The organism is Streptomyces sp. NPDC060035 (assembly GCF_042736635.1).
Taxonomy (GTDB): Bacteria; Actinomycetota; Actinomycetes; order Streptomycetales; family Streptomycetaceae; genus Streptomyces.
The window spans coordinates 160,314-178,368 of sequence record NZ_JBHWVO010000005.1; the positions used below are offsets into that span (position 1 = coordinate 160,314).

Here is an 18,055-nt window from a genome sequence, read left to right on the forward strand (position 1 = left end):
CGCCCGGCGAGGACCACTGTGCGCGGAAGCGCTTCGGGGAACCTTCGGGAGCGCTGACGATCCGCTGACGGCTGCACTCCGGCCCGTGCCGGGGACGGGGCCCGGCCGCGGGATTCCGGTGGCTCAGGAACGGAGCCCCTGGACATGTACGGTGGCGCGTATGCGGTTTGGGGTGCTCGGGCCACTGGTGGTGTGGGACGACGAGGGACACGAAGTCAAAGTCCCCGAGGTCAAGGTCCGGGCGTTGCTCGCGGATCTGCTCGCGCACGACGGGAGCCCGGTCTCCGCCGACCGTCTCATCCACGATCTCTGGGGCGGCGAGCCGCCGGGCAAGCCCACGGGGGCGCTGCAGGCCAAGGTCTCCCAGCTGCGCCGGGTCATCGGCCGGGACCGGGTGGTGCGGCAGCTGCCGGGCTACCGGCTGCGGCTCGGTGGCGACACCGAAGAGGTGGACGCCGCGCGGTTCCGCGCCCTCGTGACGGAGGCCCGCCCGCTGCGGGACCCGCGCGCGCGTGCCGCACTCCTCACCGAGGCCCTCCAGCTGTGGCGGGGGCCCGCGTATGCGGACTTCGCGGACGAGGAGTTCGTACGGGGGGCCACGCAGCGCCTCGCGGAGCAGCGGCTGACCGTCCTGGAGGAGCAGGCGGAGGCCCGCCTGGACGCCGGTGACCAGGTGCTCCTGGGCGGGGAGCTTGCCGACCTGGTGGCGCAGTACCCGCTGCGGGAGCGGCTGCGCGCCGTACAGATGCGGGCTCTCTACTCGGCGGGACGCCAGAGCGAGGCCCTCGCCACGTACGACGACCTGAGGTCCCGGCTCGCGGGGGAGCTGGGGGTCGACCCCAGCCCGTCGCTCGGCGCACTGCGCCAGGCGGTGCTCCGACAGGACCCGGCGCTGATCCCCGCGCTGACCGCAGCCGGCACCGGGGGCGATGTCCGTTCCTCCCCCGCTTCCCACTCCCCCGGCTCGCGGACCGGCTCGACGGGGGTGGACCACGGCCCCGCCACGGGGGCAGCTGACCCGCCCACGGAGGGCCCGCACACGCACTCGAACCTTCCCGTCCCCCTCACCCCCCTGATCGGACGCCGTCGATCCCTCACCTATCTGTCCCAACTCCTGTGCGAAGCAAGGCTGGTGACCCTCACCGGCCCCGGTGGTGTCGGCAAGACGCGCCTGGCTGTGGCAGCGGCCGCCGCGGAACGGGACAGCGTGCAGGCCGGTGAACTCCCCGACGGGATCTGGCTCGTCGAGTTCGCCGGCGTCCGCGCCGGCACCCCCGCCGACCTCGCCCAGGTCGTCGCCGCCACTCTCGGCATCCGGGACGACGCCCCCTCCGCCCTGCCGGGCACCGGCACCAGTACTCCCTCGCCGCCGCACCGCCTCGCCGCCGCCCTGCGGGACCGCCGCACCCTGCTCGTCCTGGACAACTGTGAGCACGTCGTCGACGCCGCCGCCGAACTCGCCGAGCTGCTCCTGCGCACCGCCCCCGGCCTGCGCGTCCTGGCCACCGGTCAGGAGCCGCTCGGCCTGGCGGGCGAGGCGGTGTTCCTGGTCAAGCCCCTCCCGGCCGCGGATGCCGTCCAGCTGTTCATGGAGCGCGCCGCCGCCTCCGCGCCCGGCTTCCCGCGCGAACCGGATGCGTCGGAACGCGACGCCATCGCCGGAATCTGCCGCCGCCTCGACGGCATCCCGCTCGCCCTCGAGCTCGCCGCCACCCGCGTACACGTCCTGGGTGTACGGGAGTTGGCGGTACGCCTCAGCGACCGGTTCCGGGTCCTGACCTCGGGGCAGCGCGGCGCGCCCGCCCGCCAGCAGACCCTGCGGGCGGTGATCGACTGGAGCTGGGAGCTGCTCAGCGCGCCCGAGCGCATCGTCCTGCGCCGCCTCGCCGTGCACAGCGACGGCTGCGACCTGGAGGCCGCCGAGGCGGTGTGCGCGGGCGACGGCGTCGCCCGGGACGAAGTCCTCGACCTTGTCACGCGGCTCGTCGACCGGTCCCTCGTGGTCGTGGTGGACGGGCCCACCGGGCCCCGCTACCGGCTCATGGAGTCCGTCGCCGCGTACGCGACGGAGCGGCTGCACGAGATGGAGGACCTCGCCGCCGTACGCGACCGCCATCTGCGCCACCACCTCGCGTTAGCCGAACGCGCCGAGCCCCAGCTGCGCGGCGCCGGGCAGCGATCCTGGCTGGCCCGCCTGGACGCCGAGGCCGGCAATCTGCGCGTGGCACTCGACGAGGCGGTGCGCCGGGCCGGCGTGGGGGAGGGGGACGAGGCGGTGCGGCTCGCCACTGCCCTGGCCTGGTGGTGGCTACTGCGCGGCCGCCTCACCGAGGCCCGCCGTAGCCTGCGGTCCGTCCTGGCCGCCGTCTCAGAGCCGGCCGCCTCCACCTCCAAGGCCGCCGCCCCCGCCGAACTCGCCCTTCTCCACGCCGCATTCGCACTTCTCACCGGCGACCACACCGTGGTCACCGCCACCGCCACCGCCACCTGGGCCACCGCCACCTGGGCCACCGCCACCTGGGCCACCGCCACCTGGGCCACCGCCACCTGGGCCACCGCCACCGGCGTCGCCGCTCCCGGGACCGCCGATGCCATCCCCGACCCCGTGCGCCGAGCCCGTGCCCTGTGGCTGTGTGCGTACGGCCTGTTCAGCGCGGGCGACACAGCCGACGGCGACGAGCTGAACACCCGCGCCCTGAACCTCTTCACCGCCGCGGGTGACCAGTGGGGCACCGCAGCCGCGCTCGGCCTGCGGGCGACACTCGCGTTGGTCTGCGGCGACCTCACCGGGCTCGGCCGCGACGGGCTGCGCAGCGCCGCGCTCTTCCGGGAACTGGGTGATCGCTGGGGGGAGTTGCAGACCGTATCGCCGCTCGCCGCGCTCGCCGAGATCAAGGGCGAGTACGAGGACGCGGCGCGTCGCCAGCACGAAGGGCTCCGGATGGCACGGGAGCTGGGTCTGGAGGCGGAGGTGTCGGCGCGGCTCTCCGGGCTCGGCCGGCTGGCCTTGCTCGCCCGCGACTGGGACCGGGCCCGCGACCTGCACGAGCAGGCGCGCCGCATCGCCGCCGAACAGGGCTACAAGTACGGCGAGATCCACTCCGAGATGGGTCTTGCCCTCGGCGCACGCCGCTCCGGCGACCTCGATGCCGCCGAGGCGCATCTGCTGCACCTCCGCGACGGCTACGCCGATGTGTCGTCCCAGGCGGGCGACCACCTGCTCCTCGCGGAGCTCGGCTTCGTCGCCGAGCTCCGCGGCGACGCGCATCAGGCCGCAGCCCGCCACCTGCGTGGTCTGGACATCGCCCGCTCCCTCGCCGAGCCACGCGCCCTCGCCCTCTCCCTCGAGGGTCTGGCGGGCGCGGCCGCCCTGCACGGCCACGAACCCGCCGCCTGCTCGGCCCTTCTCCTCGGCGCGGCGGCCGCGGCCCGCCGCCTCGCGGGAGCCCCGCTCCCGGCTGCCGAACGCGCCGACGTCGACCGCATCACGTCGTCGGCACGAGCCGCCCTGGGCGCATCCGCCTTCACGGAGACGTTCGACCGCGGCGCACGACTGACCGCCGAGGAGGCGGTGCTCCATGCCCGTACTGCTCTCAAACGGCTTACGGAATCGCTTGATTGAGAAGCCCGCTGAATGACTGCGGCGAAGGCCGGGCCCACGGGACATCCCGGCTGCGGTGCCGACTGCCCGCCCGGAGCTCTCCGTCGAGGTCTCACACCGGATCCACGAACAGACACCGCCGGCCCGGCGGCCGGAAGGCACCTCGCTGACATGACCGCTTCCGCAGCGACAGCGGAAACGGGCACGTAACGGGTCGGATGGTGTCACGGGGTCCTTTCGTTGTGCCCGCCCGGGTGCGGGCAGGGCAGGCGATGGCCACCGCGCGACTCTGCACGGGTATTGACGCCCTGACTGTGAGCCTCTTAACGTCCGTGAGCCTGGTTCGTAAATTTTGTCGAAACTTTCGAAAAGGCCGACCGAAATGAGAGTCCTCCGATGAGACACCTCCGCTTCGTCACCGCTGCGCTTGCCACGGCAGCCCTGTCGCTGCCGCTGGCGGCGACCTCGGCCACGGCCGACCCGTCCTTCGACCACGGGGGCGCGCCGCACTCCAACGCCAGGTTCGACCAGCTGCGCCGGGCCGCTCCCGACGGGTTCTTCGTGGGCACCGCCGTGGCCGGTGGCGGCCACCACCTTGAGCAGGACTACCCGGACCCCTTCACCTCGGACAAGAAGTACCGGAAGACCATGGGGCAGCAGTTCAGCTCGGTCTCCCCCGAGAACCAGATGAAGTGGGAGTACATCCACCCCGAGCGGAACCGCTACAACTTCAAGATGGCCGACGCGATCGTCGACTTCGCCGATCGCCACCAGCAGGTCGTGCGCGGGCACACGCTCCTGTGGCACAGCCAGAACCCGGCATGGCTGGAGGAGGGCGACTTCTCCGACAAGGAACTGCGTGCCATCCTGCGCGAGCACATCACCACCGTCGTCGGCCGCTACGCCGGCCAGATCCAGCAGTGGGACGTGGCGAACGAGATCTTCGACGGCGAGGGCAAGCTGCGCACCGAGGAGAACATCTGGCTCCGCAGGCTCGGACCGGGCATCATCGCCGACGCCTTCCGATGGGCGCACCAGGCAGACCCGAAGGCGAAGCTCTTCTTCAACGACTACGGCGTCGAGGACATCAACGCCAAGAGCGACGCATACTACGAACTCATCAAGAACCTGCGGAAGCAGCATGTTCCCGTTCATGGCTTCTCCTCGCAGGCGCACCTGAGCACGCGCTACGGCTTCCCGGGAGGACTCGAGGAGAGCCTGCGCCGGTTCGACGAGCTCGGCCTCGAGACGGCCATCACCGAGCTGGACGTGCGCATGGACCTGCCGGAGAGCGGCGAGCCCACCGATGCGCAACTGCAGAAGCAGGCCGACTACTACCAGCAGGCGCTGTCGGCGTGCCTGGCCGTGGACGGCTGCAACTCCTTCACGATCTGGGGCTTCACCGACAAGTACTCCTGGGTCCCGGTGTTCTTCGCGGGGGAGGGCTCCGCGACGGTCATGACTGATGACCTCACCCGCAAGCCCGCCTTCTTCGCCCTGCAGTCCACCTTGAAGGCGGCGCAGAAGCACTGAGAACTCCCGCCCGCCGCGACCGTCCGCGGCGGGTGACCGGTTCCGCGCCGGACCTGCCACCGCATCATCACCCAGCGGCGGCGGGTCCGGCGCGGGCGCCCGACTGGGAACTACGGCGTGGCAAAAGGTGTACGCCGTGAGGGTGCGGCCCGGGGCGGCGGGTCGAGCAGGACGGCCTTGCCGTCGGCACTGCCCAGGTGCAGCAGTGGACCACTCGGCATGTCCCGTACCCGGCCGGCCCGCGCACGATGGGGTCGCTTCCCGCCTGCCTTCTTGTCGTGAACCCAGGTCACGGCGATCGACTGTCTGCCGGACCGGTCGAGGATGCCGGCTGCACCGGCCTGCACTTCCTCGGCCCGGTCAATGCCACGCAGCTCAATATCGGCCGTGGCTACAGCCTGCAGCTGTACGTGTGCACGACTTCGTACGCCCATCCGCATGTGCAGAACATGCAGTGAAGTGGCAGATGCAGGCGTCGAAGCAACCTGAGCGGTCACAGCAGGTGGTCCGCCATGACTGATCGGCCTTCGCGCAGAGACCCGAGAAGCTTCTGGAGCTGACTGCTTTCGAGGCGAAGGAAGCCGGCGGTCCCGCATGCCCGCGCCGGCTACGGCGTGCGGGTGAAGGACCGGCGGTAGGAGCGGGGCGGCACTCCCCGGCGCCGTACGAACTGTGAGCGCAGGACGGCCGCGCTTCCGAAGCCGACCAGACGGGCGATCTCCTCGACCGGGAAGTCCGTGGTCTCCAGGAGTTCCTCGGCGCGGCTGAGCCGCAGGCCGAGCAGCCAGGCGTGCGGGGTGGTGCCGGTCGAGGCGGCGAAGCGGCGGGCGAAGGAGCGTCTGCTCATCAGGGACCGCCGGGCCAACTCCGCCACGGGAAGCGACTCGTGGAGGTGCTCGCGGGCCCAGGCGAGCACGTCGGCAAGCCGATCGTCGTGGCAGTCCTCGGGGGCCGGAGTGGCCAGGTACTGGGCTTGTCCCCCGTCGCGGTGGGACGGCAGGACCAGGTCGCGGGCGATGGCATTGGCCGTGGCGGCGCCGTACTCCCGCCGCAGGAGGTGCAGGCACAGGTCGAAGCCGGCAGCGGCTCCCGCGCCTGTGACGATCCGGCCTTCGTCGATGTACAGGGCGTCGGGTTCGACGGTGACGTCCGGGTGGCGGTCGGCCAGCAGTCCGGTGAACCGCCAGTGGGTGGTGGCGCGCCGCCCGTGGAGCAGGCCGGCCGCAGCGAGGGCGAAGGCGCCGACGCAGTGTCCCGCGACCAGCGCGCCGCGCTCATGCGCGGCGGTCAGCGCATCGAGCACGGCGGGTCCCGGCGGTGTACGGAAGTCCGCCCAGGGCAGGGCGATGACCAGGTCGGCCGAGGCGAGCCGGTCCAGGCCGTGCTCGACCACGATCGGAAGCCCGACATCACTGCGGATCCGTCCGGGCCGGTCGGTGCACAGGCCGAAGTCGAAGCGTGGCAGGTCCTGGCCGCGCGCGTCGAACACCTCGGAGACGATGCCGGCTCCGAGCATCCCGACACCGGGCGGGGCGTAGGCGGCGACGGTCACGAAGGGCGGCATGCGGGCAGTGTGGCACGATTCCTGCGATCAGTGGCAGAGCGGCCACTCGTGAAGAAGGGCCCAGCCACGAAGACTTGGGGCCATGACAGACGCACCGCTCGGCCGCAGCGCCACCTACCAGATCCTGACCACTGGCTACACCCTCTCCACCGGCCCCGGGGTGGCCGCCACCGTCTCCTACATCAGTGACGGGGGACGCCGCGTGATCGTCGACCCGGGCATGGTGGCCGGCCGCGAGCGGATCCTCGGGCCGCTCGCGGAGTCGGGGATCGGCCCGGACGACATCACCGATGTGGTGCTCAGCCACCACCATCCGGACAACACCATGAACGTGGGCCTCTTCGGCCGGGCCCGCGTCCACGACCACAAGGCGATCTACCGGAACGACCAGTGGACCGACCGCGACGCCGAGGGCTACGAACTGACCTCCTCGCTCAGGCTGATCCGCACCCCGGGCCACAGCCGCGAGGACATCACCCTGCTGGCAGGTACGGACTCGGGTGTCGTGGCCTTCGTGGGTGACCTGTGGTGGCGCCCCAACGGCCCGGTGGACGACCCGGTGGCCCCGGACCACGAGATCCTGCTGGCATCCAGGCTCCGGGTACTTGCCGCCGCGGACCTGATCGTGCCCGGCCACGGACCCGCGTTCCCGGCCGACGACACCGCGCCGCGCTAGCGGTCTCCTACGAACGGGTAGGAGCGGCGGTGTGCCGAGCCATGAACCGGGATGCCTTCGACGAGCTCGTCGACGAAAAGTGCTGAACGACGGCTCCTCTGCCGGCGTAGATGTCCACCGAGGAGATCTTCATCGAGAAACCCTCACTGGCCGGCCCGATCCTCCCAGGGCTCGGCGGACGAGCCGGCTAACGCGTCACGCGGTAGCGGAGGTAGACGACTTTCGAGCTGAAGGTGCGGGTCTCGACGAGTTCGAGATCCACCCGGCGCTCGCGCCGGGGAAAGAACGGAATGCCACCGCCGACCAGCACCGGGTAGACCATGGCCTGGTACTCGTCGATCAGACCCGACGCAGCCGCCTCGGCGGCGAGAGTCGCGCCGCCGATCGCGATGTCGCCCTCCCCCGGCTCGGCTCGCAACCGCTCGATCTCCTCCGTCAGGCCGCCGGAAGCCAGGCGGGCATTGCCCTGCACCGCCGACAAGGTGGTGGAAAACACCACCTTCGGGAGCGGCTTCCAGAGCGAGGTCCACTCGCGCATCGAGTCGTCGAGCGATGGATCCTGGTCGGCGGTCTCCCAGTACAGCATCGTCTCGTACAGCCGTCGTCCCAACAGGTGGACGCCGACCTGTCGAATCTCGTCGATCCAGAAGCGAAAGACCTCCTCCTCGGGCGCCGTCCAGTTGAAGTCGCCGTCCGGCCCGACGATGTAGCCGTCGAGTGAGACGCCCATCGAATAGGTCACGCTGCGCATCAGAAGTCCTCCTCGGTAACGGGCTCGACAGTACGACCGACGGACGCCGCACTCATCGCGGCTCGCGGGATCCCCTGGGCCGAGTCACCTCACGAGATCATTTGGTTACGGAGCTGGATAAGAATTTTGAGGGAGGGTCCTTTGTTGCGAGGGCGATCTTTTGTGGGTAGGAAATTCATGTTCTCCCATCGAGGTTCTCCGGAGTGCCGGTGTCCTCCTGAACCTTGCTCTCTTCGTGCCCGACGGGAACACGGAATCCCTGGAGTCGCTCTACGCCGCCGCACGGGATGCGTTCGGTGCGGGGATCGTTCAGCGCTGGAGCGAGGAAGTCGTCGCGGTGCCGGACGTCAAGGTCGACCTGTACGAGGAGCCGGCCCGGGGGCGGAAGAACACGAACACCCAAAACCGTGACCGCCGTGCCCTGGACATGTACCCGACCCGACTACGGTTCCTGGAGCCCAGCGATGCTGGAGGTTCATTGTCGAACCGCACAAGGCGATGGTCGATGACACACCGACGATCTGACCTGATGACAGGTTGAGCCTCGACCTTTTGCGGGAGCCCGTCAGCTTGCTGACGGACTCTTCGTCGTTTGTCGAGGCGCGTGGGCAGCCACTGGCCCGATTGTCGCGTTGGGTGGGCCCGGGGGCCATTTCCGGTGGGATGGCTCAGGCTCGTCGGGACAGGTGGATCTGCTGGTCAACCGGAGTCTCTTCTCAGCCGCCACCCAGCTGATCACCACCGCCCGCCGTCGGCATCTGCGATTCACCCACCATGGGGACTGGACCGACGTCATCACCAGAGCGATCGAGCGACGTGACGCCCTCCCGACCGGAGTCGCAGACGGCGGGGTTCCCGGAGCCGGGCCGGAGGGCAGGTCGGGGCGAGTATCGGCGGCCAGGACGGCAGCCCAGTGCGAGCTGGACGATCTCCAGCCATGGTCATGCCGACCGAGTGGGGCGGCCATCGGCCCTGCTTCGCGGGCCATCCGACGCAGGCGTGGGTGCCTCCGCCGGAATCCGTGCAGATCAGCGTCTGCCGCCCTCGCCGGTACCTTTTCGAGGCCGTTGCGCCCCCTCATCTGTCGCAGAGCTCCTGCGTTTGTCGCCGACCCCCTGCGATCTCGTCTGCGATCGGTAACAGAGGGACCTTGTAAGGGTGTTCGTATGACTTGATGGGGGCACGGCATCGGCGGAGGCAGCAAAGGGGCGGGCAGACATGGCAAGGCACAAGGGAAGGGGATGGCACGGCCGGCTTCTCGCGGCGGGACTCGGGGTGACGGCGGTGGCCGCTGCCACCTCGGTGTGGACCGCGCAGGCCGACCCCGCCGGAGGGCGGCAGCCGCAAGCGCGTGTCTCAGCGCCGGACGCCCGGCCCGTGGCGGCGGACATCGCGCACGCCTCGGATCGCGGCGCACGGGGTGTCAACATCACTATCGACGACGGACCGGACCCGGTCTGGACACCGCAGGTGCTGCAACTGCTGAAGGACAGCGGTGTGAAGGCTACGTTCTGCATGGTGGGCACGCAGGCCCAGGCGTACCCGGACCTGGTCAAGGCGGTCGTGGCAGACGGGCACCGGCTGTGCAACCACACCGTCTCGCACGACACCACCATGGACACCCGGTCCGAGGCCTACCAGTCCCAGCAGATCCTGGATGCCGAACGCATGATCACTAAGGCGTCCGGAGGTGTCCGGCCGCAGTATTACCGGGCCCCGGGCGGTGCTTTCACCCCGTACAGCCGGCAGCTCGCCGCGTCCCGGGGGATGCGACCGTTGGGCTGGAACGTCGACACCAAGGACTTCGAGCATCCCGGTGTGGACACCATGGTCGCCACCGTCAAGAGCGAGATCGCCAACGGGCCGACCGTCCTCTTCCACGACGCGGGAGGGGATCGCTCCCAGACCTTGGCCGCTCTGCGCGAGGTGCTGCCCTGGCTGAAGGAGCAGGGGTACTCCTTCGGCTTCCCCGTGCGGTGAGTGAGGCTCTCCCGCACTGACATCAAGACCTGCCCCCGGCACCGGCAGACATGCACGAACAAGTTGGTCATCGCAATTTCCGAACCAGTCTCGGATCAGGAACCGTTGGACGGCCACGTTCTGCACACTGCAGGCCGGCGGTAAGCAAGCCCCACGCCGGGCGAGTACACCGGTTTCATCAAAGGCCAGATCACTGTGCCCGTTCCGGCGATCTGGACGACGGGCACAGCAGGCCGTCAAGCCGTAGCGGCCCCTCTCTACGCAGGCTCCTCACGCGGGCATGCGCGCCATCGATCCCCGGGACACTGCCTCAGAGCAGGAACATGTCCGCTACCGCGTCCACCTTTGGGACAGGTCGGTCGTCACTGCACACGTTGACCTGGGTTTCGGTGTACGCGGCCGAACGTGGTCGGGCTCACCATCTACGTCTCCACCGGTGGAGACAGCCCGGACCTCATCCGGCTTGTCGGCGTACAGGGTGATTCATTCGCCGACGTAGCGCCTTCGTGGAGGGGGCCTCAATCTGGCGTGTCGTGAGGACGCTTATGGCACGCGCATGGCATGTGGGTCATAAGAGGTCCAGACAACAAAGAAGCCCCCGGCCGTTGGCCTGGGGCTTTTTCATGGAGCGGGTGACGAGAATCGAATTTGGGAATCATTGGCGCTTGCGCGGGTGAAGTACCTCTGCTTGTATTTTTGGATCGGAAGGGCGAGGCCGAAGTGGTCTCTGGGTGCCGTGGTTGACTGTCGTTGACCGCTCCGAAGGGCACGGATGGGGCAAGGCGACCGAGTGCGGGCAGCCCTTCGTGAACCGCATTCGTGTCGAGCGATCGGAATTCGTAAGACCATCGATCCTCGTGCGGAGCCTCAAGCTCCTGAAGTTGTTCCCCGGTGGTGTTCGCCCATGTCTGTGCCCGCTGCCGCAGCACGGTGATTGCCCGTCCGTCGAGTGCGTAGGCGGAGAATTCCGTGTCGTCCATTCAGTCGGCTCCGCCCAGGCGTGCTTGAAGTTCGCTCCGGGGGTCGTTACTCAGTACGCGCAGGTAGCTGCTTTGTCGTGGTGTGGACATAGAGCACTGAGGATGCGCATTTTGCTTGCGTTGTCCCTGCCTCACACGGTCCTCACATCGGAGTCCGACCGACTTCACCTCGGTGACCGACTTACGAGTGCTGCGTTTTGTCGGTGATGTAGGAGGAGTTGTCCGCTGCTCTCCCGGAGGAATTGCACGGAGGGTTTGCCGGTGCCATCGCGAGCGTGAAGACATGTGTAATGGGAAGTGGCTGATCCTTTTCGTGGTAGGGTCTTAACAAATTCGCAGGATGCCGCGATTAAAAGGGGAGTGGCGTGAATACTGAGAAGGTTACGGCTCGACGTCTTACGGCCGAGGAGATTTCAGGCTTGGGCCTCCAGGACGGTATCTTCGTCCCGGCAGGGATGGGTGGCCTTCCTCTCGACTGCTACGCTCCGGCTTTCCTTACGGAGCCGGGTAAGAATTTTGAGGGAGGGGCCTTCGCTGCGCGGACGGTCTTTGGTGAGGAAATTCATGTCCTCCCGGACAATGCTGAAGAGGGCGGCATCTGGATTGCCGACAAGGCAGGGGAGGAAATCGAGGTTCTCCGGAGTGCCGGTGTCCTCCTGAACCTTGCTCTCTTCGTGCCCGACGGGAACACGGAATCCCTGGAGTCGCTCTACGCCGCCGCACGGGATGCGTTCGGTGCGGGGATCGTTCAGCGCTGGAGCGAGGAAACCGTCGCGGTGCCGGACGTCAAGGTCGACCTGTACGAGGAGCCGGCCCGGGGGCGTAAGAACACGAACACCCAAAACCGTGACCGCCGTGCCCTGGACATCTACCCGACCCGAGTGCGGTTCCTGGAGCCCAGCGACGGCTGGAGGTTCGTTGTCGAACCGCACAAGGCGATCGTCGATGACACACCGACGATCTGACCTGATGGCGGTCTAGAGGCCACGCCGGAGGCACAAGCCCCTCCCCGATGGCCCATTCAAGAGAGGCAACCAGCCGGTCAAGCGGCTGTTGTCAGTAGCTCAGCCAGACGCTCGGCTGGAGACTCCCAGCCGAGCGTTCTGCGTGGGCGGGCGTTGGATCCCGCAGCGACGGCGTCCAGACGCGGTCGCTGCGGAAGGGGATGGGCCTGGGGCTGCTGAGGCCTCCTCCCACAGTTCGCCGTGCCGGTCAGAGGTGTACACGATTCAAAGGCTCCGGCAGTTGGGGGCTTTGCGAACCGCAGGGGTCCAGGCAGCACAGCGACCGGAGTTCTCGGTCGCGACATCGAGGTCCTGGCTGAGCCGGTCGACCAGGCCGTGCGCCTGGACCGTGTGCCGCCGGTGAGCGCGAGGGGCAAGCGCCGCCCACGGCGAGCACGTCTGCAAGCAAGCGGCGGTGCAGGTCCGTGAGGTGATCGCCCTGGGCTCCACCGCTCGTGTCCACGTCTACGAAGCTCGTGAACTCACACGCGGTCTCCAGGAACTCGCCTCCGCCGAAGTGAACTGCAAGCTCAGCCGGTGGTCCATGACCGATGTGTCAGCCGCCGTTGCGGAGGGCGGTTCCACGGGAGAGTCCGGTTCCGGCAGCACTCCCGCCGACCCACCAGCCGTCAGGCGATCTGGTCGGCCGCCCACTCGGCCCACTCGCGGCGCATGGCGTTGAAACGCAGGCCGTACTCCAGGGCGATCCGGCCGTAGACCGAAAGATTGTCGTCATCCCAGTCGACGGACTCCTCCAGCCGGCGCAGACTCTCGTACCCCTGATCGGACAGCTCGATGAGCTCGGTGAGGTAGCCGCGCGCCTGCTCGGGCGTCAGCACCCCGAGAAAGAACACCCGCAGCAGAATGTCGCTGCGGGTGTTGCGCTGCGGCTTGGTCTCGGTCAGCCAGTGCCGCAGCTCGGCCAGGCCCTCGTCGGTGAGGGCATACTCCTTGCGGCCTCGCGGGCCCTCGGCTGCCACCACGATCAGCCCTGTGTCCGCCAGCTTGGTCAGCTCGGTGTAGATCTGGCTCTGGGTTGCCGGCCAGGCGGTGGCCAGCGACGTCTCGAACAGTTTCAGCAGGTCGTAGCCGCTGGCGGGGCGCTCGGAGAGGAGCCCGAGCAGTGCGTGTCGAAGGCTCATGCTGCACAGCTTATATTCCACTCTTGACATGTCGCTACAGGACCTTCTAGTTTCGACATGTCGAAATGGAAACGCTGAAGCGGAGACCTCATGTCCTACCTGCGCACGTTCCTTCCGTGGATCGTCTTCGCCGTGCTCCCCTCGGGGAACTGGCAGTGGGCGGCGATGGCAGCTCTGGTGGTCGCGGTGGCGGTGATCGTCCAGCAGGTACGTACGGGAGCCGGATTAGACGCGCTGATCATCGAGTTCGGCTCCGCGCTCTTCTTCGCCGTGCTGGCCGTCATCGCTTTCGCCAACCCGGACTCGCGCGTGCACGACTACTCGGCGGCGCTGTCGGCGGGCATGCTGGCGGTCATCGCCGGGGTCTCGCTGGCCATCGGTAAGCCGTTCACGTCGGGCATCGCCAAGCGCACCACCCCGCGCGAGGTCTGGGGGCTCAAGCCTTTCATCCAGACCAACGTCATCATCACCGCCGTCTGGACCGCGGCCTTCGCCCTGACCGCTGTCGTGCTCGCCTTCGTGGCGCACGAAGGGAACGCCCACTCGGCACTCGCCACGCTTATCCAGGTTGCTGGTTTCGTGATCCCCATGGTGTTCACGGTCCGCTACATCGCGCACGTCCAGGCCAAGGCCGGTGTCCGGTGAGTCCGGACAACAAAGACACCCTGGTTTCTGACCAGGGCCTTCATCATGGAGCGGGTGACGAGAATCGAACTCGCGCTCCGAGCTTGGGAATCACGAGTGGCTTCGCTCTGTAAGGCCTTTGCACTGCCGAAACAGTCGGGATCGGAGTGGGAAGGGGCGTGCCGCCTCGACCGTGGGTGACCGCCTGTCCCTGGCCTACCTGGTGCGGGCGCCAATGTTCACGGTGCTCCGGATGACCGGCCCATGGCAGGGCCAGGTCCAGGAGATCGGGACAGAAGGGCACGGGCACCTTCTGATCCGTAGCTCTGGCCAGATCGGTCAGCGGCGGTCGTACCGGCCGCTACAAGGCCCCGGAGAGACGTAGCCGACGGGGACGGTTGCCCACACCACGCTTTCCAAAGGTGTTGATGCTGGACAAGCGAGTGTCCTGGCTCGTTCACCTGCGTTCGCCTCCGGTCGACTGCGGAGCGCGTGACGGCTCTCCGCCCCAGGCAGGGCGCGCCCGCGTACGAGAGACGCGAGGAAAGGGAGGGTGAAACGCGTTTCGTCCACGGAAGAGTGATCTTGGTGGATTGGGGCGAGGATCGGATGCTCGCGTGGGGACGATAACCGTGTTCGGTGTGACCGGCCGCGGCACCAAGGAGTCGTCGGAGCATGTCCAAGCCTGTTGTCAGTATCTGGGGCACCCCTCCGGGGGCTCAGCCCGCAGCCGCGGAAGCGGACCCCTGGGACACCGAGTGGGAGCTCCGCAACGGAACCGCCTGGGTCTTCTACAGCTCATCCGGCCAGACGAACGTCAGGCGGCCGGTGATTCTCGCCGACGGCTTCGCCATGGGAGGGAGCAACGGCCACGTGCTGTACGACGGCCTGGAGAACGGGGACTACCCGTTCATCTCCACGCTGCGTGAGAACGGCTTCGACGTCGTCCTCCTGGGCTTCGACGAACGCTCCGCATCCATTCTCGACAACGCCGACGTCGCGATCGAGTGCATCAGGAGGACGGTCGCCGACCGCGAGGGCGACGCCAGGCTGACGGTGGGCGGCTTCAGCATGGGAGGAATGGTCACCCGCTACGCCCTGGCCAGGATGGAAACGCAGGAGGAGGACCACGAGACCTCCGTCTACCTCTCCTACGACACCCCGCACAGAGGGGCGTGGCTGCCCCTCGGAGTCCAGGCATTCGCCCACTTCGTGAAGGAACGCTGGGGTGAGACCAACCCGCTCCTCAGCCTCTACTCCAACCTGGTCAACAGCCCGGCCGCACGCCAGATGCTGCGCTGGCACGTCGAAACCGGCACCGAGGTCACCCTCGACGTCGCCGCCGGCCAGGCCCAGGAACGGACCGACTTCCTGGAAGCACTCCATCGGATGGGCGACTGGCCCCAGCGCCCCCGCCTGCTCGGTGTCGCCAACGGAACGGGCACCGGCGCCGGGAACAACATCCCCACCGACGACACCGCGATGGCCGCCCTCGGACCGAAGGTGAACGCCCAGCTGCGCACCCAGGGCCCCGGAAAACAGACCGTCGCGCAGATGGCGAAGGCGCGCCAGGCCGCCGTCTCGATCAACACCACCGGCTTCCCCGAACTCGACGGCGCTCCCGGCGGCCTCTTCCCCAAGGCCCCGCTCCTGGAAGACGCCGCCAACTACGGCATGGCCGCCGTGCTGGCCGCGGTGGTCAACGGGCAGAAGGCGGATCTCGCCCACAACGCCTCCACCTTCGTCCCCACCATCAGCGCCGTGGCGTCGGCCGACATCGACGACCACACCGCCCTCTACGCCAAGGTCGACCGCGAGAGCAGCGACCTCCACGACTTCCTCTGCGCCACCACCAACGAAGAACACACCGTCATGACCCCGGAACTCGGCCAGTGGATCCTGTCCCAGCTCCAGGAAGCGTAACCACCGGCCAAGGACGCCTCCGGCAGGCATGGCTTCCGACCATGGCTGCAACGCCGAACGCCGGCCGCTGAAACACCCCGACGACGGCCTCGCCCGCCAGTACCACCAGGGCGAGGCCGTCGTCCGTGCTGCGGCCTCCGGGGGAGGCGGTCGGCCTGGTGGGGGAACTGAGCGCTGCATTACCTGGATGCGGCGGCCCCTCGGACTGAGACGGGGAGGGTAGGTCCGGTGCGTCCTATGGGCTGTCCCGGGTCCAGGCCGGGCGGGCGGATCAGCGCAGTCCGGCGAAGAGATCGTTCTCGGGTACGGCCGCGCCGGTGGCGTCCTTGACGCGTACGAAGGTCTCCGTGCCCATCAACTCGCCGAACCTCTCCCTGCCCATCTTGAGGAAGAAGATGTTCTCGCCCTGACTGGCGTGCGCGGCCAGCGCATCGAACTTCTGACCGCTGAATGCGGTGGTGTCCACCCACGTGGTGATCTCATCGTCGGGGAGGCCGATCTCGGCCATCGCGGCGGCCTCGGCAGGATCCGGCTCCGGCATGTCCTCCTGGAACTCGCGCATGGTCTCACCGAAGCGCTGCATCATCGAGCGGGGCATGGTCGTCCAGTACACCTTCGGTGTCAGCGCGGTCATCTCCAGCGCCGCCATCGTGATGCGGTGGGCCTGGATGTGGTCGGGGTGGCCGTAGAAGCCGTTCTCGTCGTAGGTGACGACCACATCGGGTCGGTAATGCCGCATGAGTTCCGCAAGCCGGGCGGCGCCTTCCTCAACGGGGGTCTGCCAAAAGGATCCGGGGGCGTCGTTGCTCGGCCAGCCGGCCATCCCGGAGTCGGCATAGTCCAGCATCTCCAGATCGCTGATCTTCAGGACGTCACGGCTCGCCTTGAGTTCTTGGCGGCGCATCGAGGCGACGGCCGCCGGATCGTGCCCGGGATCGCCCGGCTTGACACCCCCCGTTCCGTCACCGCAACCGCCGTCGGTACACGTCACGAGCACCGTGCGGATGCCTTCCGCCGCGTACCGAGCGAGAACCCCTCCGGTTCCGGTGGCCTCGTCGTCGGGGTGGGCGTGCACTGCCATGAGCGTCAAGGGCCGGTCAGTCATGAAAGACAGTCCTCCTGCAGAACTACGTCTTGGTTCGAGTTGCGGCGGGCGTACCGCAATCCTGGGGCCGGTCCTGGTGGGGCGGACGACCTTGTGGTCTCCGTGTTTCCGCCCGTGCGGCACCGGTCCCTCAGTTGCAACCGTGCCGACCGGACCGGCTGTTCCCGGCGCGGCCGCTTGGCCCCGCAGGAGGATCGCCGCTTCGGAGGCGCCGAGGGTGCGAGTACGCGTCCCTGCGTTCGGCGGCGTCCTTCGCGTGTCCGATCCGGTCCTCGGCCTCCGCGGCGCGGCCGGCTCGGGCAGCGGAGACCGCCACCCGCAGCTGAAGCCTGCCCCAGGCTCGCACGGCCGGCGGATCGCCTGGCATCGTACGGCTGCCGCACCGAGGTGATCGCCTTGTCCGAGAGTCGCCATTCTGCCGGGGACACGGTGAATCCGGACCTGTCCGGACAACAAGAAAGCCCCCGGCCATTGACCTGGGCCTTTCTCGAAGAGCGGGTGACGAGAATCGAACTGCGCTCTGAGCTCGGGAATCACCGGCCGATGAACCTCGATCAGGGCCCTGACCTGGAAGCCCCCTCTTCCCCACCTGTTTTGGCACGCATCTGGCACGAGTGCCACGAGATGGGCATCAGCCCTCCCTGGACGTCAGTGCTGAACTGCAGGATGCCGACTTCAGCGGCTGCTGGCTGCACTCCCCACCAGTAGCCGCAGTTCGCACAACTCACTACTCAGCCTCACCCAGCCAGCCCTTGGGAAAGAGCGGCGCGGGGATCAGTGCGGCGAAAGCGATCTGCGCCATGAACTGGAACACCAGCGGTTCGGCTGCGCTGCTTGCCAGGAGGGGCCATGCGCAGAGGAGCAGTGGGATCGCGAGCAGTACTCGGAACCGGACCACGTCCATACGTTTGTGTACCGAGGCAGCGATAACGGCGATGAGCAGGCTGGGTATGCCGATGATCAGCAGCAGGAACATCCCGAGCGTCATGATCTCCAGAAAAGTCTCCTCCCACCAGACTGTCTGCGCGGTGGCTACCCATGCTGCGGTGTGAAGGAGCAGGTACGTCAGCACGCATCGCCCGATCCGTCCCAGCACTCGCCCAACTCTGTGAGCGGCTACCTGCTCCGTCGACACCTCAGCCCCCGCGACTCACGTTTCTGGGTATTTGAAC

General features: G+C 68.3%; 13 protein-coding genes and 1 pseudogene. 9 read left to right on the forward strand and 5 right to left on the reverse strand.

What is annotated here, in order from left to right; translation table 11 throughout:
- The first annotated feature begins 160 nt into the window (after window positions 1–160).
- The 3 genes from ACFWBQ_RS09925 (at window position 161) to ACFWBQ_RS09935 (ending at window position 5,592) form a co-directional block, all read left to right on the forward strand.
- A complete protein-coding gene (locus tag ACFWBQ_RS09925) occupies window positions 161–3,622 on the forward strand; it encodes a BTAD domain-containing putative transcriptional regulator (RefSeq protein WP_385486047.1) in 3,462 nt (1,153 codons plus the stop codon).
- A 375-nt stretch (window positions 3,623–3,997) separates the two neighbouring features.
- On the forward strand, window positions 3,998–5,134 hold the full coding sequence (locus tag ACFWBQ_RS09930) for an endo-1,4-beta-xylanase (protein ID WP_385486049.1): 1,137 nt from the start codon (window positions 3,998–4,000) through the stop codon (window positions 5,132–5,134).
- A 197-nt stretch (window positions 5,135–5,331) separates the two neighbouring features.
- Complete coding sequence (locus tag ACFWBQ_RS09935) at window positions 5,332–5,592, forward strand: hypothetical protein (protein ID WP_385486051.1); 261 nt, start codon at window positions 5,332–5,334, stop codon at window positions 5,590–5,592.
- Window positions 5,593–5,741: 149 nt separating this feature from the next.
- On the opposite strand, the gene ACFWBQ_RS09940 is transcribed toward ACFWBQ_RS09935, so the two are convergent.
- The gene (locus ACFWBQ_RS09940; RefSeq protein WP_385486053.1) at window positions 5,742–6,698 is read right to left on the reverse strand and encodes a GlxA family transcriptional regulator; all 957 of its coding nucleotides are present in this window, start codon (window positions 6,696–6,698) and stop codon (window positions 5,742–5,744) included.
- An 82-nt stretch (window positions 6,699–6,780) separates the two neighbouring features.
- Here ACFWBQ_RS09940 and ACFWBQ_RS09945 point away from each other — a divergent pair, with 82 nt between their 5' ends.
- A complete protein-coding gene (locus ACFWBQ_RS09945; RefSeq protein WP_385486055.1) occupies window positions 6,781–7,374 on the forward strand; it encodes an MBL fold metallo-hydrolase in 594 nt (197 codons plus the stop codon).
- A 187-nt stretch (window positions 7,375–7,561) separates the two neighbouring features.
- On the opposite strand, the gene ACFWBQ_RS09950 is transcribed toward ACFWBQ_RS09945, so the two are convergent.
- Window positions 7,562–8,125 (reverse strand): dihydrofolate reductase family protein, encoded by a 564-nt coding sequence (locus ACFWBQ_RS09950; RefSeq protein ID WP_385486057.1) that lies wholly within the window; start codon window positions 8,123–8,125, stop codon window positions 7,562–7,564.
- A 184-nt stretch (window positions 8,126–8,309) separates the two neighbouring features.
- On the opposite strand from ACFWBQ_RS09950, the pseudogene ACFWBQ_RS09955 reads away from it, so the two are divergent.
- The 3 genes and pseudogenes from ACFWBQ_RS09955 to ACFWBQ_RS09965 form a co-directional block, all read left to right on the forward strand.
- Window positions 8,310–8,650, forward strand: a pseudogene (locus ACFWBQ_RS09955) (hypothetical protein); the annotation flags it as partial.
- Window positions 8,651–9,343: 693 nt separating this feature from the next.
- Entirely contained in the window at window positions 9,344–10,105 is a 762-nt protein-coding gene (locus ACFWBQ_RS09960) for a polysaccharide deacetylase family protein (RefSeq protein ID WP_385486059.1), read from the forward strand.
- 1,345 nt (window positions 10,106–11,450) lie between these two features.
- A complete protein-coding gene (locus tag ACFWBQ_RS09965) occupies window positions 11,451–12,050 on the forward strand; it encodes a hypothetical protein (RefSeq protein ID WP_385486060.1) in 600 nt (199 codons plus the stop codon).
- A gap of 668 nt (window positions 12,051–12,718) precedes the next feature.
- Here the strand turns inward: ACFWBQ_RS09965 and ACFWBQ_RS09970 are convergent.
- Window positions 12,719–13,231 carry a PadR family transcriptional regulator gene (locus tag ACFWBQ_RS09970; RefSeq protein ID WP_385486061.1) on the reverse strand — a complete coding sequence of 171 codons (513 nt, stop codon included), beginning with the start codon at window positions 13,229–13,231 and terminating at the stop codon, window positions 12,719–12,721.
- A gap of 90 nt (window positions 13,232–13,321) precedes the next feature.
- Here ACFWBQ_RS09970 and ACFWBQ_RS09975 point away from each other — a divergent pair, with 90 nt between their 5' ends.
- Complete coding sequence (locus ACFWBQ_RS09975) at window positions 13,322–13,876, forward strand: hypothetical protein (protein ID WP_385486063.1); 555 nt, start codon at window positions 13,322–13,324, stop codon at window positions 13,874–13,876.
- 654 nt (window positions 13,877–14,530) lie between these two features.
- A complete protein-coding gene (locus ACFWBQ_RS09980) occupies window positions 14,531–15,778 on the forward strand; it encodes an esterase/lipase family protein (protein WP_385486065.1) in 1,248 nt (415 codons plus the stop codon).
- A gap of 271 nt (window positions 15,779–16,049) precedes the next feature.
- Here the strand turns inward: ACFWBQ_RS09980 and ACFWBQ_RS09985 are convergent, their stop codons facing one another.
- Complete coding sequence (locus ACFWBQ_RS09985) at window positions 16,050–16,883, reverse strand: PIG-L family deacetylase (protein WP_385486067.1); 834 nt, start codon at window positions 16,881–16,883, stop codon at window positions 16,050–16,052.
- A gap of 727 nt (window positions 16,884–17,610) precedes the next feature.
- Window positions 17,611–17,955, reverse strand: coding sequence for a hypothetical protein (locus tag ACFWBQ_RS09990; protein WP_385486069.1), 345 nt, complete (start codon window positions 17,953–17,955; stop codon window positions 17,611–17,613).
- Window positions 17,956–18,055: the final 100 nt, after the last annotated feature.